Source organism: Bacillus sp. FSL W7-1085, assembly GCF_038595035.1.
GTDB classification, from domain to species: Bacteria; Bacillota; Bacilli; order Bacillales; family Bacillaceae; genus Bacillus; species Bacillus altitudinis.
This window is the reverse complement of the sequence record NZ_CP152000.1, coordinates 2,421,666-2,442,121: the sequence shown is the minus strand read 5'-3', so window position 1 is coordinate 2,442,121 and position 20,456 is coordinate 2,421,666. Positions and strand designations below refer to the sequence as shown.

General features: G+C 42.1%; 22 protein-coding genes and 1 other annotated feature. Of the genes, 18 read left to right on the top strand and 4 right to left on the bottom strand.

From position 1 onward, the window contains the following. The first annotated feature begins 11 nt into the window (after positions 1–11). The 5 genes from MKY11_RS12605 to MKY11_RS12585 all read left to right on the top strand — a co-directional run bounded on the left by MKY11_RS12605 (position 12) and on the right by MKY11_RS12585 (position 3,975). Complete coding sequence (locus MKY11_RS12605; protein ID WP_342501460.1) at positions 12–665, top strand: tetratricopeptide repeat protein; 654 nt, start codon at positions 12–14, stop codon at positions 663–665. Positions 666–684: 19 nt separating this feature from the next. Further along, positions 685–3,069: an ATP-dependent RecD-like DNA helicase gene (locus tag MKY11_RS12600; RefSeq protein WP_193803762.1), complete on the top strand. Its 2,385-nt coding sequence runs from the start codon at positions 685–687 to the stop codon at positions 3,067–3,069. Between the two features lie 90 nt (positions 3,070–3,159). Further along, positions 3,160–3,618, top strand: coding sequence for a PRC-barrel domain-containing protein (locus tag MKY11_RS12595; RefSeq protein ID WP_041506817.1), 459 nt, complete (start codon positions 3,160–3,162; stop codon positions 3,616–3,618). Positions 3,619–3,631: 13 nt separating this feature from the next. After that, positions 3,632–3,823, top strand: coding sequence for a hypothetical protein (locus tag MKY11_RS12590; protein WP_003216308.1), 192 nt, complete (start codon positions 3,632–3,634; stop codon positions 3,821–3,823). A 20-nt stretch (positions 3,824–3,843) separates the two neighbouring features. Then, entirely contained in the window at positions 3,844–3,975 is a 132-nt protein-coding gene (locus tag MKY11_RS12585) for a YrzQ family protein (RefSeq protein ID WP_008342695.1), read from the top strand. A gap of 38 nt (positions 3,976–4,013) precedes the next feature. Here MKY11_RS12585 and MKY11_RS12580 read toward each other — a convergent pair whose 3' ends face one another. From MKY11_RS12580 to MKY11_RS12565, 4 genes are all read right to left on the bottom strand, one after another. Next, positions 4,014–4,664 (bottom strand): amino acid ABC transporter permease, encoded by a 651-nt coding sequence (locus tag MKY11_RS12580; protein WP_008342693.1) that lies wholly within the window; start codon positions 4,662–4,664, stop codon positions 4,014–4,016. Between the two features lie 16 nt (positions 4,665–4,680). Beyond that, complete coding sequence (locus MKY11_RS12575; protein WP_268363284.1) at positions 4,681–5,334, bottom strand: amino acid ABC transporter permease; 654 nt, start codon at positions 5,332–5,334, stop codon at positions 4,681–4,683. An 80-nt stretch (positions 5,335–5,414) separates the two neighbouring features. Continuing rightward, positions 5,415–6,224 carry a transporter substrate-binding domain-containing protein gene (locus MKY11_RS12570; RefSeq protein ID WP_113767040.1) on the bottom strand — a complete coding sequence of 270 codons (810 nt, stop codon included), beginning with the start codon at positions 6,222–6,224 and terminating at the stop codon, positions 5,415–5,417. 14 nt (positions 6,225–6,238) lie between these two features. Then, the gene (locus MKY11_RS12565; protein WP_342501459.1) at positions 6,239–6,967 is read right to left on the bottom strand and encodes an amino acid ABC transporter ATP-binding protein; all 729 of its coding nucleotides are present in this window, start codon (positions 6,965–6,967) and stop codon (positions 6,239–6,241) included. Positions 6,968–7,191: 224 nt separating this feature from the next. Between MKY11_RS12565 and MKY11_RS12560 the strand changes: the two genes are divergently transcribed. From MKY11_RS12560 to udk, 13 genes are all read left to right on the top strand, one after another. Continuing rightward, positions 7,192–8,256 (top strand): AI-2E family transporter, encoded by a 1,065-nt coding sequence (locus MKY11_RS12560; RefSeq protein ID WP_017358104.1) that lies wholly within the window; start codon positions 7,192–7,194, stop codon positions 8,254–8,256. 43 nt (positions 8,257–8,299) lie between these two features. After that, positions 8,300–8,507, top strand: a binding site (T-box leader). A gap of 79 nt (positions 8,508–8,586) precedes the next feature. Continuing rightward, on the top strand, positions 8,587–11,223 hold the full coding sequence (gene alaS, locus MKY11_RS12555) for an alanine--tRNA ligase (RefSeq protein WP_256689356.1): 2,637 nt from the start codon (positions 8,587–8,589) through the stop codon (positions 11,221–11,223). An 89-nt stretch (positions 11,224–11,312) separates the two neighbouring features. Continuing rightward, a complete protein-coding gene (locus MKY11_RS12550; protein WP_024718370.1) occupies positions 11,313–11,579 on the top strand; it encodes an IreB family regulatory phosphoprotein in 267 nt (88 codons plus the stop codon). A gap of 3 nt (positions 11,580–11,582) precedes the next feature. Then, positions 11,583–11,999: a Holliday junction resolvase RuvX gene (gene ruvX, locus MKY11_RS12545; protein ID WP_003216519.1), complete on the top strand. Its 417-nt coding sequence runs from the start codon at positions 11,583–11,585 to the stop codon at positions 11,997–11,999. 15 nt (positions 12,000–12,014) lie between these two features. Beyond that, entirely contained in the window at positions 12,015–12,299 is a 285-nt protein-coding gene (locus MKY11_RS12540; RefSeq protein WP_017358102.1) for a DUF1292 domain-containing protein, read from the top strand. Between the two features lie 156 nt (positions 12,300–12,455). Continuing rightward, on the top strand, positions 12,456–13,022 hold the full coding sequence (locus MKY11_RS12535) for a biotin transporter BioY (protein ID WP_024718368.1): 567 nt from the start codon (positions 12,456–12,458) through the stop codon (positions 13,020–13,022). After that, entirely contained in the window at positions 13,022–14,479 is a 1,458-nt protein-coding gene (locus MKY11_RS12530; protein WP_342501458.1) for an acyl-CoA synthetase, read from the top strand. The genes MKY11_RS12535 and MKY11_RS12530 overlap by 1 nt, the downstream gene beginning before the upstream one ends. Further along, a complete protein-coding gene (locus MKY11_RS12525; protein ID WP_019743021.1) occupies positions 14,467–15,555 on the top strand; it encodes an acetyl-CoA C-acyltransferase in 1,089 nt (362 codons plus the stop codon). Before MKY11_RS12530 ends, MKY11_RS12525 begins: the two co-directional genes overlap by 13 nt. Before the next feature lie 73 nt (positions 15,556–15,628). After that, positions 15,629–16,711, top strand: coding sequence for an endolytic transglycosylase MltG (gene mltG, locus MKY11_RS12520; RefSeq protein ID WP_024718365.1), 1,083 nt, complete (start codon positions 15,629–15,631; stop codon positions 16,709–16,711). A gap of 212 nt (positions 16,712–16,923) precedes the next feature. Further along, positions 16,924–17,589: an O-methyltransferase gene (locus MKY11_RS12515; RefSeq protein WP_024718364.1), complete on the top strand. Its 666-nt coding sequence runs from the start codon at positions 16,924–16,926 to the stop codon at positions 17,587–17,589. Then, a complete protein-coding gene (locus tag MKY11_RS12510) occupies positions 17,586–18,515 on the top strand; it encodes a peptidase U32 family protein (protein ID WP_342501457.1) in 930 nt (309 codons plus the stop codon). Before MKY11_RS12515 ends, MKY11_RS12510 begins: the two co-directional genes overlap by 4 nt. A gap of 20 nt (positions 18,516–18,535) precedes the next feature. Further along, positions 18,536–19,804: a U32 family peptidase gene (locus MKY11_RS12505; protein WP_056705818.1), complete on the top strand. Its 1,269-nt coding sequence runs from the start codon at positions 18,536–18,538 to the stop codon at positions 19,802–19,804. A 7-nt stretch (positions 19,805–19,811) separates the two neighbouring features. Further along, positions 19,812–20,444 carry a uridine kinase gene (gene udk, locus MKY11_RS12500; RefSeq protein WP_007501435.1) on the top strand — a complete coding sequence of 211 codons (633 nt, stop codon included), beginning with the start codon at positions 19,812–19,814 and terminating at the stop codon, positions 20,442–20,444. Positions 20,445–20,456: the final 12 nt, after the last annotated feature.

The following is a 20,456-nucleotide window of genomic DNA, read 5'->3' as shown; positions in this document are numbered from 1 at the left end:
GAAGAGAGCGAATGAATCATAACGAAATCGGTATTGAAGCTTTAAATCAAGGGAACATCGAACAGGCAGCTGAAGCTTTTACGAAAGCCATTGAAGAAAGCCCAAAGGACCCGGTTCCATATATCAACTTTGCGAATTTACTTTCAAGTGTTCATGAATTTGAACGTGCTTTGAACTTCTTTCAAAAAGCCATTGAACTTGATCATACAGCAGCTGCAGCCTATTACGGAGCAGGAAATGTTTACACGATGAAAGAAGACTTTATGAAAGCGAAAGACTATTTTGAGCAAGCGCTACAAGCTGGAATGGAAAACAGTGATTTGTTTTATATGTTAGGGCAGACACTGATGAAATTAGAGCAGCCGAAGCTTGCGATGCCTTATCTTCAGCGTGCAGTTGAGTTAAACGAAGAAGACAACGAAGCAAGATTTCAATTTGGCATGTGCTTAGCGAATGAACATCTGCTGGAGGAAGCGGTCGCAGTCTTTACTGAAGTGATTACGCGAGATCCGCAGCATGCAGACGCCTTTTATAATGCAGGCGTTGCGTATGCGTATTTAGAGAAAAAGGACGAAGCGCTTGAAATGCTAGGAAAAGCCATTGACGTGCAGCCTGATCATATGCTTGCATTGCAAGCGCAAAAGCTGATTCAAGAGGCAGAATAACCGGAAGGAGGGAAGACCTGTGCAGGAACATCCAGATCAAATGAAGCTTGAAGATGAACCGTTTTTAAAAGGGACGGTTCAAGCCGTTATTTTCCATAACGAAAGTAATTTATACTCTGTGTTAAAAGTAAAAGTCATTGAAACATCAGAGAATTTAGAGGAAAAAACAGCATCTGTCACAGGGTACTTCCCAGCGCTTCATGAGGAGGAAACCTACACCTTCTATGGCAAGGTCACAAGTCATCCGAAGTTTGGCGAGCAGTTTCAAGCCACTCATTTTCAAAAGGAAGTCCCTACAACAAAGCAAGGCATCATTCATTATCTCTCTAGTGACTTGTTTGAAGGGATTGGGAAAAAGACGGCGGAAGAAATCGTCGGCAAGCTTGGCAATCAGACGCTTCATCAAATTATGCGTGATCCGTCTGTGTTGTATGACGTCCCTCGCCTGTCAAAAAAGAAGGCTGATAAGCTGGCTGCCGCACTTCAAGAGCATCAAGGGCTTGAGCAAATCATGATCAGCCTGAATCAATATGGTTTTGGTCCTCAGCTTAGCATGAAGATTTACCAAGTATACGAGAGTGAAACGTTGCAGAAAATTGAAGAAAATCCTTATCAGCTCGTCAAAGACGTCGAGGGGATTGGCTTTATTAAAGCAGATGAACTCGGCGCTAGAACAGGGATATCTGGAAATGATCCAGACCGCATTCGTGCAGCTCTTTTGTATACCGTTGAGACAGCAAGCCTGCAGGACGGTCATACATACATACAAACGAAAGATCTGATTGTCGAGACCCGTAAACTGCTGAATCAAACCGGCAATGACTACAAAGTGACTGAAATGGACGTTGCCAATCAGATCATTGCACTTGGTGAAGGGAAAGACATGATTATTGAAGATGAGCGCTGTTATCATCCGTCGCTCTTTTATGCGGAGCAAAGTGTGGCAAAACGCATTCAAAAAATTGTCGCTCAAACGGAATATGCAGATCAATTTCCTGAATCAGAATTTCTGCTTGCACTCGGTGAACTGGAGGAACGGCTTGGTGTCCAGTATGCACCAACCCAAAAAGAAGCCATTCAAAAGGCACTCATGTCTCCAATGCTGCTTTTAACAGGCGGACCGGGTACAGGGAAAACGACGGTCATTAAAGGGATTGTCGAGCTTTACAGCGATCTTCACGGCGTATCTCTTGACCCGGGTGATTATAAAAAAGATGAAGCATTTCCGTTCGTGCTTGCCGCACCAACTGGACGTGCTGCGAAACGAATGACAGAATCCACTGGACTTCCTGCTGTGACCATTCACCGGTTGCTAGGCTGGAATGGATCAGAAGGCTTCTCACATGATGAAGACCAGCCGATTGAAGGAAAACTTGTCATCATTGATGAATCGAGTATGCTGGATATTTGGCTGGCGAACCATTTGTTTAAGGCGATCCCAGATCATATTCAAGTCATTATGGTTGGAGACGAACATCAACTTCCATCTGTCGGACCTGGTCAAGTGTTAAGAGACCTGCTTGCGTCACAAGCTATACCGGCAGTGACACTAACTGATATTTACCGGCAGGCAGACGGTTCCACAATTGTTGAGCTTGCGCATGATATGAAAAATGGCGTCCTGCCAAAAGATATTACTGCACGTTCAAAAGACCGATCCTTTATAAAATGCTCAGCTGATCAAATGAAAGAAGTCATTGAGAAAGTCGTCAGCAATGCTGCTCAAAAAGGCTATTCAGCTAAAGACATTCAGGTACTTGCGCCCATGTATAAAGGAAAAGCAGGCATTAATGAGCTCAATAAAATGCTGCAGCACATTTTGAATCCTAAAAAACCAAAGGGCAGAGAAATCCCGTTTGGTGATGTGGTGTACCGGACCGGTGATAAAGTGCTTCAGCTTGTGAATCAGCCGGAGAATAATATTTTTAACGGTGATATTGGCGAAATTGTCTCGATCTTTTATGCGAAAGAAAACACGGAAAAAGAAGATATGGCGGTCATCTCCTTTGATGGAAATGAAATCACGTTTACGAAAAAAGATTTTCATCAATTTACACACGCTTATTGTTGCTCGATTCATAAATCCCAGGGCAGTGAATTCCCAATCGTGGTGCTGCCAGTCGTTAGAAGTTATTATCGAATGCTTCGAAGAAATTTGCTTTACACGGCCATTACACGAAGTAAAAAGTTTTTAATTTTGTGCGGCGAGGAATCAGCATTAGAGTGGGGCGTGAAAAATAATGAAGACTCCCTCAGACAAACATCTTTAACCATGCGTCTTACTGAAACGGAAGAAATCATGGACGCTGAGCTAGCAGCCCTCCAAAAAGAACTTCCTTTCAGCGTACACGATGCCAATATTGGCATGGAGGGAATCACCCCGTTTGATTTTATGCAAGAGTAAATGGCTTCCTTCATGGAAGCCATTTCTTCGTATGAGTCATAGAGGAAACGCACACGATAAGACTGTTCCGAAAAGGTGGTTGATCACATTTTGAGAACATGTCGAGAGCTTGAAGGACTGACGATCTATACAGACGAGCTGTCTCATTCACTTGGGGCGATCAAAGATATTTGCTTTTTAGCCGGCGGCAGCTGCGGGGGATATGTTTTAGATGGGAAAAAGAAAGACTGTGCTTTTATTCCATTCTCAGCTGGCGACAAACTGACAGACAAAGGTCTATATGTGAGCTGCCAGAAGGGCATCGAGATAGATACCTCCGCCCCATCCTTCTTCTTTTCGAAATTAAAAAAGAAAATGATCCGTACGCCAGATGGTGAAACATTAGGTGTTTTGGAAGATGTATACTTTTGTACAAATTCGGGCACAATCGTAGCATATGAACTCTCGGACGGCTTCTTTACAGAGCTATCAGGGATTCGAAAGCAGCTGCATGCTGCCGGAACCTTGATGGATGTTCAAAAGGAAGCACTTGTTCTAAACCGAACGTAAAGAGGTGCTGAGTATGCTCATTTGCCCAAATTGCAAATGTAAAGACATCGGAAAAATTGGGGTCAATCAATATTATTGCTGGGGCTGTTTTATTGAATTGACACTGTCAAAAGGCAAAATATCTACTCACCAAGTGGAGGAAGACGGTACACTAAGCAGTTTAGACGACCTGTTTAGTGACGATGAACGTTCAATTCAACTATAAGTGTTAAGGGGGAATTTCGAATGGGCAAAATGACTTCTTCACTATTAACGCTTGGTGCAGGTGCACTCGCATATCACTTTGCAAGTCGATATGATATGCCATCTAAGCGGGATATGAAAAAGATGAGAAAACGAGTTATGCGAATGCTTTAAACAAAAAGGGACATCCACCATGAGCGGATGTCCTTTTTTTATGCCTGCCTGTACTCTAATCTCCGTGCAAGTATAGACAAGCTGAAGTTCACAACAAAATACATCATGGCCGCCAAGAGGAAAATAGGAAGTAAATAAGATTGGCTTTGACCATTTAAAATCTGCGCGTGATGCAATAGTTCTGGAAGGGCAATCACAACGGCAAGCGATGTATCTTTTAAAAGAGAAATAAATTGACTGACAATCGGCGGGACCATTCGGCGTAATGCCTGTGGCATGATAATCATTTTTAATGTTTGTATATAGGTTAAACCAGAGGATCTGGCCGCTTCGATTTGTCCTTTATCAATTGATTTTAATCCGCTGCGAATAATTTCTGACAGCATGGCAGATTCAAACACGGTTAAAGCCGCAATGGCAGAGGCTGTAATGCTTAGCTTAATGCCGATTTCAGGCAGGGCGAAATACGTAAAAAAGATGATCAGCAAAAGCGGCAGGTTCCGAACGGTTTCAACAATGACCGCAAGCACCTTTGATAAAATAGGGATTTGTGCGAACCTCAATGTGCCAACGACTAATCCGATGATAAAGCTTAAAATGATGGAGATAAAAGCCACTTTTAAGGTGACAGCAAATCCTTCAAGTAAAAAGGCGAGATGATCGGGCTGGTAGGCACCTATAAAATCCATTGTGTTTTCCTCCTTTCTAGTGGCTTCGGGCTAATCTTTTTTCTAAATAACCAACGCCTAGACTAAGCGGAATGGTCAATAGAAGATAGAACATGGCAACAAAGATGTATACATCAAATGTCACAAACGTTCTCGAAGCGATAAGGTCTCCTTGGTACATCAGATCAAACCCTGCAATGACACCTAAAATAGACGAGTTTTTCACAAGGTTGATAAATTGATTCCCAAGTGGTGGAATGACAATTTTGATTGCTTGCGGCAGAATAATATATCGCATCGTTCCGCTATATGACAGACCAGAAGCTCTAGCTGCTTCCATTTGTCCAAGCGGTACAGCTTGTATACCTGCACGAATGGCTTCAGCGATAAAAGCAGACGTATAAATGGAGAGGGCAATGGTTCCTGCTGTAAAGCCATCTGCCACAATGCCAAGTACCGGTAAACCAAAAAAGAACACAAAGGTGATCAATAATAACGGAATATTCCGAATAAATTCCACGTAAGCCGTCCCTAACCAGTTGAGCGGCCTTAGTGGCGCAATTCTCATAATGGCAATGAGTGTACCGATGAAAAAGCTTCCAATCAACGCAATGACACTTGCACCAATCGTATATTTAAACCCTTCTAAATAAAGATGGAAGTTCTCAGTTAAAATGGAAAACCGCAGCAATCAGTTCACTTCCTTCCTAATCAATAGAGGAGCCGGCAAGCGGCTCTCCTGAGGGTGTTGAGATTGATCGAGTCAATTGATTATTCTTTGATCCATTTTTTATGAATCTTGTCATACTCTCCATTATCTTTTAATGCCTTTAACGCTTTATTAATGGCTTCTGTCAATTTTTCATCGCCTTTTTTCACAGCGATGCCATAAGGCTCATCGGTAAATGTTCCGCCAACGACTTCATAATTTGAATCTTCGTCTGCCATGCCAAATAAAATTGCATTATCAGTTGTCAGAACTTGCCCTTGATTTGATTTTAAGGCTGTAAAGGCTTCTTGGTAATTTTCAAATTCTAAAACGGATGCTTCTGGTGCTTTTTCGCGAATGTTTTGAGAAGAAGTGGACCCTTTCACTGCAAGCACCTTCGTACCTTTTTTAAGATCATCAATCGATTGAATGTCGCTGCCTTTTTTCACAAGCAGTGATTGTCCTGCTTCAAAGTAAACATCTGAGAAATTGACCTCTTTTTTACGCTCTTCTGTGATCGTCATTGTGGCAACAATGGCATGAATATCTCCTTTTTGCAGTAAAGGAATTCTTGTTTTAGATGTCACTTCTTTGAATTCTGCTTTTCCTTCATCACCGAGCATTTCTTTAGTGATCGCTTTTGCGATATCAATATCAAACCCTTCAATATCCCCGCTACTAGGATTTTTTAGACCGAATAAACGAGTATCGTTTTTCACACCGAAAACGATTTTTTTGTCTTTCTTAATGGCTTCTAATGAGCTGCCTTGTTTTGCATCAGTTGAGCCTTTCTCGGCAGATCCACAAGCAGCGAGAGCGATCATACAGAAAGTCATCAACAGTAATAGGCCAAAGCGTTTCATTTTTTTCATCAAATTCATTCCCCCTAGTGATTTAAAATACGGCTTAAAAAGAGCTGAGCGCGTTTCTCGCGCGGTTTTTCATAAAAGGCAGCTGGTGTAGATTCTTCAAGAATTCTTCCTTCATCAATAAACACAATACGGTCCGCGACTTCACGGGCAAACCCCATCTCGTGCGTGACAACGACCATTGTCATTCCTTCCCTTGCCAGCTGTTTCATCACATCTAGTACCTCACCGATCATCTCTGGATCAAGAGATGATGTTGGTTCATCGAAAAGCATGACCTCAGGTTTCATTGCAAGTCCCCTTGCGATTGCCACACGCTGCTGCTGTCCTCCTGAGAGTCTAGAAGGGTAGGTGTCTGCTTTTTCAGGAATGCCAACTTTATTTAAATAAAATTCAGCTGTTTCCTTTGCTTCTTCTTTGCTCACTTTTTTAACCTTCATCGGCGCAAGCATAATGTTTTCTAGCACCGTCTTATGCGGATAAAGATGGAAGTGCTGAAACACCATCCCGATATTTTGCCTGATGAGATTGATGTTGGTTTTCGGATGCTGAACAGACACTTGATTGACAAGGACTTTTCCTTCATCAATGCTTTCAAGACGATTGATACATCTGAGCATCGTGCTTTTTCCAGACCCTGAAGGACCGATGATCACAACAACCTCACCTTTTTGAATATGTAGGTTAATGTCCTTAAGTACATGGAACTGGCCGTAATGCTTGTTGACTTCTTCGAATGTGATCATGAAGAACCTCCTCTTCTAATGATTGAGCTAAAGTGGATTCTAGCATAAATGAGGCGAAAATAAGAAAATAATGGAATATTTTCTAACGAGATTTTACAGCAAACAGTGACTTTGGATGGAGCCGTATGTTTCATGTGTATTCATTTTTAACAAAGTTAGGACAAATTTTATTTACATGGATAATTGCAGAAGTTGGTTAAACAATAAGAAGAGAGGTGAAAAAGGTGAAAAAACGTCCGATCGAGTTTCTAATATATGCTGCAGGTGTACTGCTTGTCCTTGCGTCTTTACTCATTTTGGTTCAGCTCGACGAGTTATGGATGCCTATTTTTTTATTGCTCAAAGCGGTTTTGATCCCGCTTCTTATCGCTATTTTTATTTCTTATCTTCTTTATCCAATTGTTGAAAGACTACATAAGCGAGGTTTGCCAAGGACGGTCAGTCTCTTATTGATATATGTGCTGTTTTTTGGCGGCATTGGTTTGGCTGTGTATAAAGGGGCACCGGTTTTAATCGCTCAGTTAAATGAATTGTCGGAGCAAATTCCCATGCTTGCCGAAACGTATAATGGTGCTTTATCACATGTTCATCGTCATACAAGCCACTGGCCTGATGGACTGCATGAACGGCTGGATCGTTTTATTGTCCAATCTGAGACGTATGCCGCAAATGGGGCAGAGCGGATGATTCTTAGCTGTAAAGTACTGCTTGATTACGCCTTAGTTGCTGCACTTATCCCTTTTCTTGTTTTTTATATGGTGAAAGATATGAACACGATGAAGCGGGCAGCATGGTATTTAACCCCGCCAAGCTTTCGAAAAAGGGGACATGCCTTTGTGAAAGCAGTGGATGACTCACTTGGGGATTATATTAGAGGACAATTGCTTGTCTGTTCTTTAATTGGGGGAGCTGCTGCCATTGTTCTTTGGCTGTTTCATATTCCATATCCGCTTGTACTAGGTATGTTAATCGGTGCAACGAATGTCATTCCGTATTTTGGCCCGATTATTGGAGCGATTCCAGCTGTCTTTATCGCTTTTACCATCTCAGTGAAGTCAGTGATCATTGTGCTAATTACAGTAGCCGTGCTTCAATTTTTAGAAAGCAATGTACTGAGTCCGATCATTGTCGGGAGAAGCCTGCATATGCATCCTGTCGTAATCATGCTGGTGTTACTCGCTGGAGGTGAGCTGTTTGGCTTGATTGGAATGATTTTAGCCGTGCCGTCCGCAGCTATTATGAGGGTCATCATTGTGCAATATATTCACATGAGACGAAGCGTTCATTGACAAGACGAGCCGAGTTGTCTATAATAATTTCGATTCATACATATTGAATTCAATGACGGACCCGAGTACGTTAAAAAGCTGTTGCAGAGAGAGGCTTTGTTTGCTGAGAAAAGCCTTATCAGACCTTTAACGGAAGCTAGTCCCGAGTGCAGATAAACACTGCCGCTCTCTTCCGGCGTTATCGGATGTGAAGGTGATAGACGCATATGTCTATAATCAGGGTGGTACCGCGAGAGCATCTCGTCCCTGTGTAAGTAGTTTTTTGCTTGCATAGGGCGAGATGTTTTTTCGTTTGTGTGAAGATTGAGGAATAAAAAAGGAGGATTTATGATGAAAACTTTAACTTCAGCTCAAGTACGTCAAATGTTTTTAGATTTTTTTAAAGAAAAAGGACATGCTGTCGAACCGAGTGCGTCCCTCGTACCGCATGACGATCCAACACTTTTATGGATTAACAGCGGGGTGGCAACATTAAAGAAATACTTCGATGGCCGCGTCGTGCCTGAGAATCCGCGTATTTGCAACGCACAAAAATCAATTCGTACAAATGACATTGAAAATGTAGGGAAAACAGCACGCCATCATACGTTTTTTGAAATGCTGGGCAACTTCTCTATTGGAGACTATTTCAAAGAAGAGGCAATCGAATGGGCTTGGGAATTCCTCACAAGTGACGAGTGGATTGGCTTTGATCCGAATCTGCTATCTGTAACGGTACATCCAGAGGATGAAGAAGCGTATGTTCTTTGGAGAGATAAAATTGGTGTCCCTGAGGAACGAATTATTCGTCTAGAGGGCAACTTCTGGGATATTGGCGAGGGGCCAAGTGGTCCGAATACAGAAATTTTCTATGATCGCGGAGAAGCATATGGCAACGACATGAACGACCCTGAATTATATCCAGGCGGAGAAAATGAACGTTATCTAGAAGTATGGAATCTTGTTTTTTCTGAATTTAACCATAATCCAGATGGTACATACACACCGCTTCCGAAGAAAAACATTGATACAGGAATGGGTCTTGAGCGTATGGTCTCTGTGATTCAAAACGTACCGACGAACTTTGATACAGACCTGTTCATGCCGATTATTCGTGCAGTAGAAACGATTTCTGGAGAAAGCTATGGGGAGTCAAAAGAAAAAGACACAGCATTTAAAGTCATTGCTGACCACATTCGTACTGTTGCCTTTGCCGTCAGTGACGGAGCACTTCCTTCTAATGAAGGCCGAGGTTATGTGTTAAGACGTTTGCTGCGCCGTGCTGTGCGTTATGCAAAAACGATCCATATCCACCGTCCATTTATGTATGACCTAGTTCCAGTTGTTGCGGAGATCATGAAGGATTTCTATCCAGATGTTCAAGCAAAAGAAGAATTTATTGCAAAAGTGATCAAAAATGAAGAAGAGCGTTTCCATGAGACACTGAATGAAGGGTTAGCCATTTTATCAGAAGTGATCAAAAAAGAACGAGACAATGGCAGCTCACAAATTTCCGGTAAAGATGTGTTTAAGCTTTATGACACATATGGATTCCCGGTCGAACTTACAGAAGAATATGCAGAAGATGAAAACATGACAGTTGATCGTGAAGGCTTCCAGCTAGAAATGGAGAAGCAGCGTGAACGTGCAAGAAATGCCAGACAAGATGTAGGTAGTATGCAGGTTCAAGGCGGGGCTTTAGGCGATATTAAAGCAGAAAGTACGTTTGTGGGCTATGAAAATTTAACTGCAGATGCTCGTATTATCGAATTGCTTCAAAACGGTGAAATTGTCACAGAAGCTCACGAAGGGGAAACGGTGCAAATTTTATTAGATGAAACACCTTTCTATGCGGAAAGCGGCGGACAAGTGGCGGATAAAGGAACGTTAAAAAGTGCCGAAGCGATCATTGATATTAAAGATGTGAAAAAGGCGCCAAACGGCCAGCATGTCCACGAAGGAGTCGTCGTAAGTGGTACGGTTCAAAAAGGCATTGAAGTCACTGCAGAAGTCGAATCAGCACTTCGAAAAGGCATTGTGAAAAATCACACAGCGACACATCTTTTGCACCAAGCGCTAAAAGATGTATTGGGCAGCCACGTTAACCAAGCGGGTTCACTTGTGAATGAAAACAGACTTCGCTTTGACTTTTCTCACTTTGGACAAGTAACAAAAGAAGAATTGTCACAAATTGAAAAAATCGTCAACGAAAAGATTTGGGAAGGCATTTCGGTTTCCATTGACCTGAAACCAATTGCTGAAGCAAAAGAAATGGGCGCAATGGCGCTGTTTGGCGAGAAGTATGGCGATATTGTCCGTGTGGTGCAAGTAGGTGATTACAGCATCGAGTTATGCGGAGGCTGTCACGTTCAAAACACTGCGGAGATCGGATTGTTTAAAATTGCATCTGAATCGGGTATTGGTGCTGGAACACGCCGTATTGAGGCTGTAACAGGTAAAGGTGCTTATGAAGAATTAAATGATCAGCTTGCGATTTTAGAAAAGGCAGCTAATGAACTGAAATCAAATACAAAAGATGTACCAAAACGCATCGCTTCCTTGCAGGCTGATTTAAAAGAAGTTCAAAGAGAAAACGAATCACTTCTTGCGAAATTAAGTCAAGCAGAAGCTGGCTCTATTTTAGAAAAAGTCATCGAAGTTGGCGGAGTGAACGTGTTAACTGAAAAAGTAAACGCCAAAGACATGAACCATTTAAGAACGATGGTTGATGACTTAAAAGCGAAATTAGGTTCAGCAGTCATTGTACTTGGCGCTGTTCAAAATGGAAAAGTCAACATTTCAGCCGGTGTGACGAAAGACGTCATTGAAAAAGGTCTTCATGCAGGAAAACTTGTGAAGCAGGCAGCTGAAATTTGCGGCGGAGGCGGAGGCGGACGCCCAGATATGGCACAAGCAGGCGGGAAACAGCCAGAAAAGCTTGAAGAAGCACTGGCAACTGTCGAAGAATCTGTCAAATCCGTTTTATAATCAGTCAATGTAGTGTAGAATAATGGTATTAGATGAGCGGTTAGAAAAAAGCTTGCTAGTAGAATGTTGGAAGAGAGGTGCAAGAAGCAGTGAGTTCATTTGATAAGACAATGAAGTTTAACTTCTCTGATGATTCAGCTGAAACCAATGTGAATGAAGTGCTCATAACAGTTTATGACGCACTCCAAGAAAAAGGATACAACCCGATCAATCAAATTGTCGGATACTTGCTGTCAGGCGACCCTGCTTATATTCCAAGACATCAGGATGCACGCAACCTAATTCGTAAACTAGAACGAGACGAATTAATTGAGGAATTGGTTAAATCGTACTTAGAGACACATAAAGAGGCGTAAAACATGAGAATTTTAGGCTTAGATTTAGGCACGAAAACCCTTGGTGTGGCAATCAGTGATGAAATGGGATGGACAGCTCAAGGGATTGAAACCATTAAAATTGATGAAGCAGGCGGAGACTTTGGTCTCAGCCGCCTGTCTGAGATCGTCTCGCAATATGGAACGGATAAAATTGTACTTGGTTTTCCAAAAAATATGAACGGTACGGTCGGTCCAAGAGGCGAGGCCAGCCAATCATTTGCGAAAGTGTTAGAAAACACGTACAATGTTCCTGTTGTGCTTTGGGACGAGCGTCTGTCAACGATGGCAGCAGAAAAAATGCTCATCTCTGCAGATGTGAGCAGACAAAAGCGTAAAAAAGTCATTGATAAAATGGCGGCTGTTATGATCCTTCAAGGGTACTTAGACAGCTTAAATTAAAATGAGGTGAATCAAATGGAACACGGAGAAAAGCAAATTACAATCGTTGATGATAATGGAAATGAGCAGCTTTGCGAAGTACTATTTACTTTTGAAAGCGACCATTTTAACAAATCATATGTTCTTTACTACCCAATTTCTGAACAAGATAACGAAGAAATTGAAATTCATGCATCAAGCTTCACACCAAACGAAGACGGTGAAGATGGCGAATTAGAGCCAATTGAAACGGATGAAGAGTGGGACATGATTGAAGAAACGTTAAATACGTTCTTAGATCAAGAAGACGAAGAAGAATAGAACGAATAAAAGGCCTGTGAACATGATCTCTGTGATCTTTCTTCACAGGTCTTTTTTTACATTCTATATGTAAACTATTATTGAAATTTAGTTGACATATATCACTCGACCTTTTACGCTATTTTTATCAAAAACATCGAGTGAGGGGTATGAAAATTGAAAATTCACGATATGATGCAAATGGCATTCATGACAGCAGTTATTGGGATGTTAGGATTGATTCCGCCTATTTTTCTTGCGTTTACACCTGTACCAATCACCTTACAAACCGCAGGTCTTTTGCTTGCTGGAGGGCTGTTAAAACCAAAGCAAGCCCTGATTAGTTTACTTCTGTTTCTTCTAATAGTGGCAGCAGGCGCACCTCTTTTATCTGGAGGGAGAGGCGGAATAGGGGTCTTTTTTGGGCCAAGCGGTGGTTTTTTACTTGCTTATCCAGTGGCTGCCTTTATGATCAGCCTGTGGCTAAACCGGCTGAAGAAAGTGACGGCCTTACGCCTATTTTTAATCTATGCGGTATGCAGTATCGGGATATTATATATAGGCGGAATTCCCTTTCAAGCCATGATGATGCATATAAAGATCACGCAAGCAGCTCTGTTCAGCGTCATTTATTTACCGGGTGATCTGATCAAAGCAGGGATATGTGCCGTCTTCACGGTGAAAATCATTCAAGCGATGTCATATCGAAAAAGGGACTTACATAGAGGGAGGCGAGCAGTTTGATGAGAATAACGGAAAGCTATGCAGCTCATGCAAAAGTGAAGCCAGATCAGATGGCGATCATAGATGAAAAAGAGCAGATCACTTATGAAGAATGGCATGAGCGTGTGAAGTCATCTGCACAATGGTTAAAAGAAACGCCTCATCAGCAAAAAAGAGTCGCTTTTTTATTATCAAATGGTGTTCCGTTTCTCCAACTATTTGCTGGCGCAGCTTCTGCAGGATGGACAGCGGTGCCTCTTGATCCGCGGTGGAGTGATAAGGAATGCGCGGAAAAGCTCTTATTAAGCGAGGCAGACCTTGTCATTGTGGAAGATCGATATATCAAAAGAATTGAAAAGTACAAGCTGGATATGCCAGTGCTCTCTTTATCTGAATGGAAAGAAAGAATCAGCCTCAGCATAAACGTTCAATCGAACAAAGGTGAACCGGAGGAAGATCCTGCTTTTTATATGGGATTTACTTCAGGATCAACGGGATCGCCCAAAGCCTTTATAAGACGCCAGCAGTCATGGATCGAGAGCTTTCAAATGACAACATCCGTCTTTGGGATCACACATAAAGATCATGTACTGATTTTGGGCACACTTTTATCCTCTCATTTTTTATACGGTGCGATCAGCACACTTTATTTCGGGGGCACTGTGACATTGTTAGAAAAATTTGTGCCAGAGAAAGCAAAGAAAACCTTAGAGAAAGGAGACATCACGGCTATTTATACTGTTCCGACCATGACAGAATCGTTACTGCAAATGGATGCTTTCGGAAAGAATCCGCTTCTTGTCCTGTCGTCTGGTGCAGATTGGGGAAACTCTTCAAAAAAACAGCTCGTCAACCGCTATCCTCACATCACATTTTTTGATTTTTATGGAACATCAGAATTGAGTTTTGTCTCCTATTTATCTTCAGATGACTTTTTGCAAAAGCCTACTTCTGTCGGAAAGCCTTTTCCTTCTATTCAGGTTGAAGTCAGGAGGGCAGATCAAACCGTTTGCCAGCCAAATGAAATAGGGAGAATTTATGTGAAAAGCCCAATGTCTTTTTCAGGCTATTTACAAGATGAAAAGCCGCCCGAAGAGTGGCTGACCGTATATGACATGGGGTGGCTCGACGAAGATGGTTACTTGTATATGAGCGGCCGCGAGAATGGCATGATTGTCTATGGGGGACTGAATATTTTTCCAGAGGAAATTGAGCGTGTGCTGAATGAACAGCCAGAGGTGTATCGGTCAATCGTGATTGGACTTCCTGATCCATATTGGGGCGAAATCCCTGTTGCCATTATTGAGAATGTACAGCAAACAAAACTCATTCGGCAAGCTGTAAAAGAAACATTAGCGGCATACAAAGTACCAAAAAAATGGCTCGTCACGGACAAAATGATCGAAACATCAGGAGGGAAAATCGCTCGTGCCAGTATGAAAAAGTGGGCGGAGGAACAATTATCATGCAAGCCGTGATTGTACAAGCGAAGCGGACGCCCTTCGGTGAGAAAAATGGAATGTTGAAGGATTACCGGCCAGAGCATCTAGCTGCGCCCTTGATCCAGCATTTTTCAAACGTGACCAAGCCAGATGACATCATTTTAGGCAATGTCGTCGGGGGTGGTGGCAACATTGCCCGTCTGTCCTCGTTAGAAGCAGGGCTTTCATTACATATTCCGGGTATGACCATTGATAGGCAGTGTGCTTCCGGTCTTGAAGCCATTAGAACGGCGTGCATCATGATTCAGTCGGGGGAGGGATCAATGTATATCGCTGGTGGAACGGAAAGCATTTCTCGGTCACCAATGAAAGAAAGGGCCCGCTTTTCTCCAGAGTGGATAGGGGACCCTCATATGGGGGAAGCGGCAGAGCTGACGGCGTCGAGATTTTCAGTTGCGAGACAAGAGCAAGATGACTATGCACTTTTAAGCTGGGAACGAAGTATAACCGCATTCAAGCAAGGAACGTATTCAGAAGAAATTGTTCCGATTAGCGGGATGAGTACAGATGAAGCGGCAGCTAAAATAAGACCGATTGCAAGCTTGATAAAGCGGGCAAAACCTGTCTTTTTACCAGGCAAAGGTACTGTGACTGTGACCAATAGCTGTAAAGAAGCAGATGGTGCAGCTGCCGTCGTTGTGATGGAAAGAGCGGAAGCGGAGGCAAAAGGCTTCAGCCCTATGCTGCGGTATATCGGGAGTGCCGTGACCGCTATGGACCCGCATTATCCTGCTGCTTCACCAATTGATGCAATCAAGAAACTTTTACATAAAGAACAAGTGAAGATAGAAGATGTTGCACTTTTTGAAATCAATGAAGCGTTTGCGCTCAAAGTAGTGCTCATTGCCCGGACACTGGGTATTCCTTATGACCGTATCAATAAAAGAGGCGGTGCGCTTTGTCTTGGGCATCCATATAGCGCCTCGGGAGCTGCTATGATGGTGAGACTGTTTTACGAAGCCCGCGCCTTACCGAATGGAAGTTATGTCATGGCTGCAATTGGCAGTGGAGGCGGTGTCGGTTTAGCCACACTATGGCAAGTTCTGTCATGACATGCATGAGCAAGTAATTGCCGAACTCCGTCGAATCATGTACTATAAAAGCTAGATGTGAGGAGGGCCATGCATGTTTTCAGAACAAAAGAAACGACCATTTTTTAAACGAAAAATGGGGATCGTCCTGTTATCTGTACTTGCTGTGATCATCATTGCAGCATTATCAGGTTTTTTATATGTAAAATCAGCACTCGGGCCGGTCGATCAAAAAAGCAAACAAACCATTAATATTCATATTCCAAATGGGACATCTGTCAGTGGAATTGCGAGCATTTTAAAAGAAAATGAGCTGATTTCAAATGACACGATTTTCACTTACTATGCAAAGTACAAAAAAGCGTCAGGCTTTAAAGCGGGCTATTTTCATCTCAAACAAACAATGGATGCGGATCAGCTAATTCAAAAGCTGACATCTGGCGGGACAGATTACGCATTTCAGCTTGTGATACCTGAAGGGAAACAGTTGTCTGATATTGCAACTATTATCGCAAACCAGACGAATTTTTCAGCGAAGGAAGTTGAAGCGAAGCTGGATGATCCAGCCTTTATTAAAAAATTGATGAAAAAATACCCGAAAACGGTGACATCACAAGTGAACGGGAAACAGGTCAAGCATCCGTTAGAGGGATATTTATTCCCGGCGACGTATCCGTTTTATCGTGAGGATGAATCACTTGAAACCATCATTGACACGATGATTAAACAAACAGATCAATATGTGAAAACGTATGAAAAGGACATGAAAAAGAGAAAGATGTCCATCCATGATGTCCTAACGATGGCATCCCTGATAGAAATGGAAGCAACGGAAAAAACAGACCGGTCAAAAATCTCAAGTGTGTTTTATAACCGGTTGAAAAAGGACATGCCGCTTCAAACAGATCCAACCGTTCTTTATGCGCTTGGCGAGCATAAGTCCCGTGTTTATTACAAAGATTTAAAAGTGAAATCACCTTATAATACGTATACAAACAAAGGGCTGCCGCCTGGACCTATTGCCAATGCTGGAGAATCTTCTTGGAAAGCAGCACTCCATCCAGAGAAAACAGATTTTGTTTACTTCCTAGCAAAGAAAAATGGGGAAGTCGTCTTTACGAAAACGTTAAATGAGCACAACAAAGCAAAAGCGAAATACATCACTGGCAGCAACTAGCGCTCATGTGAAAGGAAAAAGACTGTAGACAATGGTGAAATTGCCTGCAGTTTTTTTCGTTGTTATATCTATTTTATAGGTTCGCAATTACCACATCTTTGTGGTAAAATATATCGGGTTGTTTTTACTTAGATGAACGAAAGATTGACGAGAAAGAGAGCTGCAGCAGGCAGGACTCTTCTTTTTCAGGTCATGAAGGAGCTAGACATATAATGACAATCGAAGATGATCAAATAAATGATTATATTGAAGATTTAATTGAGCCGAGTCCTAATGCCATCGCTCAATTAGAGGAGTATGCGAAAGAGCATCATGTGCCAATCATGGAAAAGGTGAGCATTGAACTGTTATTGCAGCTGCTTTCTTTGAAAAAACCGAAGAAGATTCTTGAGGTTGGGACAGCGATTGGCTATTCAGCGATTCGAATGGCAGAAGCTCTGCCAGATGCTGAAATCTATACGATTGAGCGAAATGCGAAACGTTATGAGGAAGCGACACGAAATATTGAAGAATTACATTTCAAAGATAGAATTCACGTGTTTTTTGGCGATGCGATCGAATCAGCTAAAACGGTTCAGACGATGGCGCCCTATGATGTGATCTTCATTGATGCGGCAAAAGGTCAGTATCAACGCTTTTTTGAGCTGTTTGAACCGATGCTGTCCGATGACGGAATGATTATTACAGACAACGTATTATTTAAAGGCTTAGTTGCGACAAATTATGAAGAAGAAATTGAAGATAAACGAAAAAAACAATTAATAGGCAAAATTGATCGATACAATCAATGGCTGATGTCAAATCCTGACTACCAAACGTGTATCATTCCGGTTGGAGATGGGATCGCTATTAGTACAAAAAGAGGTGACCAATCATGAAAAAACCAGAATTGCTTGTGACGCCAAGCAAGGTGTCGGATGTACTGCCGCTCATTGAAGCGGGTGCTGACGCATTTTTAATAGGTGAACAAACATATGGAATCCGTCTTGCAGGTGAGTTTTCAAGAGAAGATGTGAAACAAACGGTTCAACTCGCACATGCACATCACAAAAAAGTATATGTCGCCATGAATGCGATTTTTCATAATGACCGTGTGGCACTGCTTGGAGATTATTTAACCTTTCTCGATGGGTTAAACGTGGATGGTGTCGTTTTTGGAGATCCGGCAGTGATCATGGCCGCAAAAGAAACAGGTGTCAACTTGAATCTGCACTGGAGTACAGAAACAACTGGGACAAACTATTACACTTGTAACTACTGGGGCAGAAAAGGCGCAACACGTGCTGTTCTTGCCAAAGAACTCAATATGGATAGCGTGATTGATATCAAAGAAAACGCCGAAGTGGAGATTGAAATTCAAGTCCACGGCATGACCTGTATGTTCCAATCCAAACGGACACTTGTTGGCAACTATTTTGAATATCAAGGCAAACAAATGGACGTGGAAGGCAGAAATATGGAAGAAGGTCTATTCCTTCACGACCAGGAGCGTCAAAACAAATATCCTATTTTTGAGGATGAAAATGGCACACACATTATGAGTCCAAATGATGTATGTATGATTGATGAATTAGAAGAATTTGTCGACGCAGGCATTGACTCATTTAAAATTGACGGAATTTTAAAGTCACTTTCTTATATGACAGAGGTGACATCCCTCTATCGAAAAGCCATTGATTTACTAGTGACTGATAAGGAAGCCTATGAAGATCGGAAAGATGAATGGGTGGAGCGTATTGAAGATATCCAGCCTGTCAACCGTTCAATCGATACAGGGTTCTTCTTTAAAGAAACGGTTTATTAAGATAAAAGGAGGCAGAGGAAATGGCACTTTTAAAAGATGGAATTTCTGAAGTGATCGATGGAAAACGTGTCATTACAAAAAAACCAGAACTGCTAGCGCCAGCAGGAAACTTAGAAAAACTAAAAATTGCTGTGCATTATGGAGCAGATGCTGTTTTTATTGGCGGGAAAGAATTTGGACTTCGTTCAAATGCAGATAACTTTTCAATCGAAGAAATGGCAGAAGGTGTCGCATTTGCGAACAAGTACGGTGCTCGCATTTATGTGACAACGAATATTTTCGCCCACAACGAAAACATGGACGGGCTGGAAGAATATCTTCAAGGGATTGAAGGAGCGGGTGTAGCGGGAATTATTGTCGCTGATCCACTCATTATTGAAACATGCAAACGAGTAGCTCCAAAGCTTGAAGTTCACTTGAGCACACAGCAGTCTCTTTCGAATTGGAAAGCGGTGCAGTTTTGGAAGGAAGAGGGGCTTGAGCGTGTGGTCCTTGCACGTGAAACAAGCGCCCTAGAGATTAAAGAAATGAAAGAAAAAGTGGATATTGAAATCGAAACGTTCATTCACGGGGCGATGTGTATTGCTTATTCTGGCCGCTGCGTACTCAGTAACCATATGACAGCGAGAGATTCAAACCGCGGAGGCTGCTGCCAATCTTGCCGCTGGGATTATGATCTTTATAAACTAGAAGGCTCTGAGGAAGCGCCTTTATTCAGTGAAGAAGATGCACCATTTGCGATGAGTCCAAAAGATTTAAAACTCATCGAATCCATACCGCAAATGATTGAAATGGGAATTGATAGCTTAAAGATCGAAGGACGAATGAAGTCCATTCATTATGTAGCAACAGTTGTCAGTGTCTATCGTAAAGTCATTGATGCTTACTGTGCGGATCCAGACAATTTCGTCATTCAACAAGAATGGCTCGATGAATTAGACAAATGTGCCAACCGTGACACGGCTCCTGCCTTTTTTGAAGGTGTACCAGGAACGGATGAACAAATGTTTGGCATTCACGGAAAGAAAACGACCTTTGATTTCGTCGGTCTTGTACTTCATTATGATGAACAAGAACAAATTGTCACATTACAGCAGCGTAATTTCTTTAAAGCTGGCGACGAAGTTGAATTTTTCGGTCCAGAAATTGAAAATTTCACATGCAAGATTGAGACGATTTGGGACGAAAAAGGGAACGAACTCGATGCCGCTCGTCATCCACTGCAAATTGTGAAATTTAAGCTTGATCAAAAAGTATACCCTAGCAACATGATGAGAAAGGGGAAATAACCGGCACATGGGGAAAAAACCAGTGGTGATTGGAATCGCTGGCGGCTCGGGTTCAGGTAAAACGAGTGTCACCAATTCCATTTACGAAAAATTTAAAGGACATTCAATCCTCATGCTTCAGCAAGATTTATATTATAAAAATCAAAGTCATATGCCATTTGAAGAGCGCCTGCTGACCAATTATGATCATCCGCTTGCTTTTGACAATGACCTGATGATTGAGCATGTAGAAGCGCTGCTAAAGTACGAGTCCATTGAAAAACCAATTTATGATTTTAAACTAAACACACGTTCAGAAGAGACGGTACATGTTGAACCCAAAGATGTCATCATCGTTGAAGGAATCTTTGCTCTTGAAAACGAACGTCTAAGAAACTTAATGGATATTAAACTGTATGTGGATACAGATGCAGATCTTCGGATCATTCGCCGTATTTTACGTGATACGAAAGAAAGAGGCAGATCGATTGATTCCGTGATTGAACAATATGTATCTGTCGTCAGACCGATGCACAATCAATTCATTGAACCGTCAAAACGATACGCGGATATCATCATTCCAGAAGGTGGACAAAACCATGTCGCAATAGACCTCATGGTGACAAAAATTCAAACGATTCTTCAAAACCGCGGAGAGTAAATGGTGGAGAAG

Bases quoted from the DNA above. Each gene is read 5' to 3' on its own strand.
- MKY11_RS12565 (WP_342501459.1), bottom strand. From the start codon at position 6,967: ATGATCACATTCGAAGAAGTCAACAAGCATTACGGCCAGTTCCATGTA.
- MKY11_RS12510 (WP_342501457.1), top strand. From the start codon at position 17,586: ATGAAAAAACCAGAATTGCTTGTGACGCCAAGCAAGGTGTCGGATGTA.
- mltG (WP_024718365.1), top strand. From the start codon at position 15,629: ATGTTTTCAGAACAAAAGAAACGACCATTTTTTAAACGAAAAATGGGG.
- MKY11_RS12585 (WP_008342695.1), top strand. From the start codon at position 3,844: ATGGGCAAAATGACTTCTTCACTATTAACGCTTGGTGCAGGTGCACTC.
- MKY11_RS12580 (WP_008342693.1), bottom strand. From the start codon at position 4,664: ATGGATTTTATAGGTGCCTACCAGCCCGATCATCTCGCCTTTTTACTT.
- MKY11_RS12540 (WP_017358102.1), top strand. From the start codon at position 12,015: ATGGAACACGGAGAAAAGCAAATTACAATCGTTGATGATAATGGAAAT.
- alaS (WP_256689356.1), top strand. From the start codon at position 8,587: ATGAAAACTTTAACTTCAGCTCAAGTACGTCAAATGTTTTTAGATTTT.
- MKY11_RS12590 (WP_003216308.1), top strand. From the start codon at position 3,632: ATGCTCATTTGCCCAAATTGCAAATGTAAAGACATCGGAAAAATTGGG.
- MKY11_RS12515 (WP_024718364.1), top strand. From the start codon at position 16,924: ATGACAATCGAAGATGATCAAATAAATGATTATATTGAAGATTTAATT.
- MKY11_RS12570 (WP_113767040.1), bottom strand. From the start codon at position 6,224: ATGAAAAAAATGAAACGCTTTGGCCTATTACTGTTGATGACTTTCTGT.
- MKY11_RS12525 (WP_019743021.1), top strand. From the start codon at position 14,467: ATGCAAGCCGTGATTGTACAAGCGAAGCGGACGCCCTTCGGTGAGAAA.
- MKY11_RS12605 (WP_342501460.1), top strand. From the start codon at position 12: ATGAATCATAACGAAATCGGTATTGAAGCTTTAAATCAAGGGAACATC.
- ruvX (WP_003216519.1), top strand. From the start codon at position 11,583: ATGAGAATTTTAGGCTTAGATTTAGGCACGAAAACCCTTGGTGTGGCA.
- MKY11_RS12530 (WP_342501458.1), top strand. From the start codon at position 13,022: ATGAGAATAACGGAAAGCTATGCAGCTCATGCAAAAGTGAAGCCAGAT.
- udk (WP_007501435.1), top strand. From the start codon at position 19,812: ATGGGGAAAAAACCAGTGGTGATTGGAATCGCTGGCGGCTCGGGTTCA.
- MKY11_RS12505 (WP_056705818.1), top strand. From the start codon at position 18,536: ATGGCACTTTTAAAAGATGGAATTTCTGAAGTGATCGATGGAAAACGT.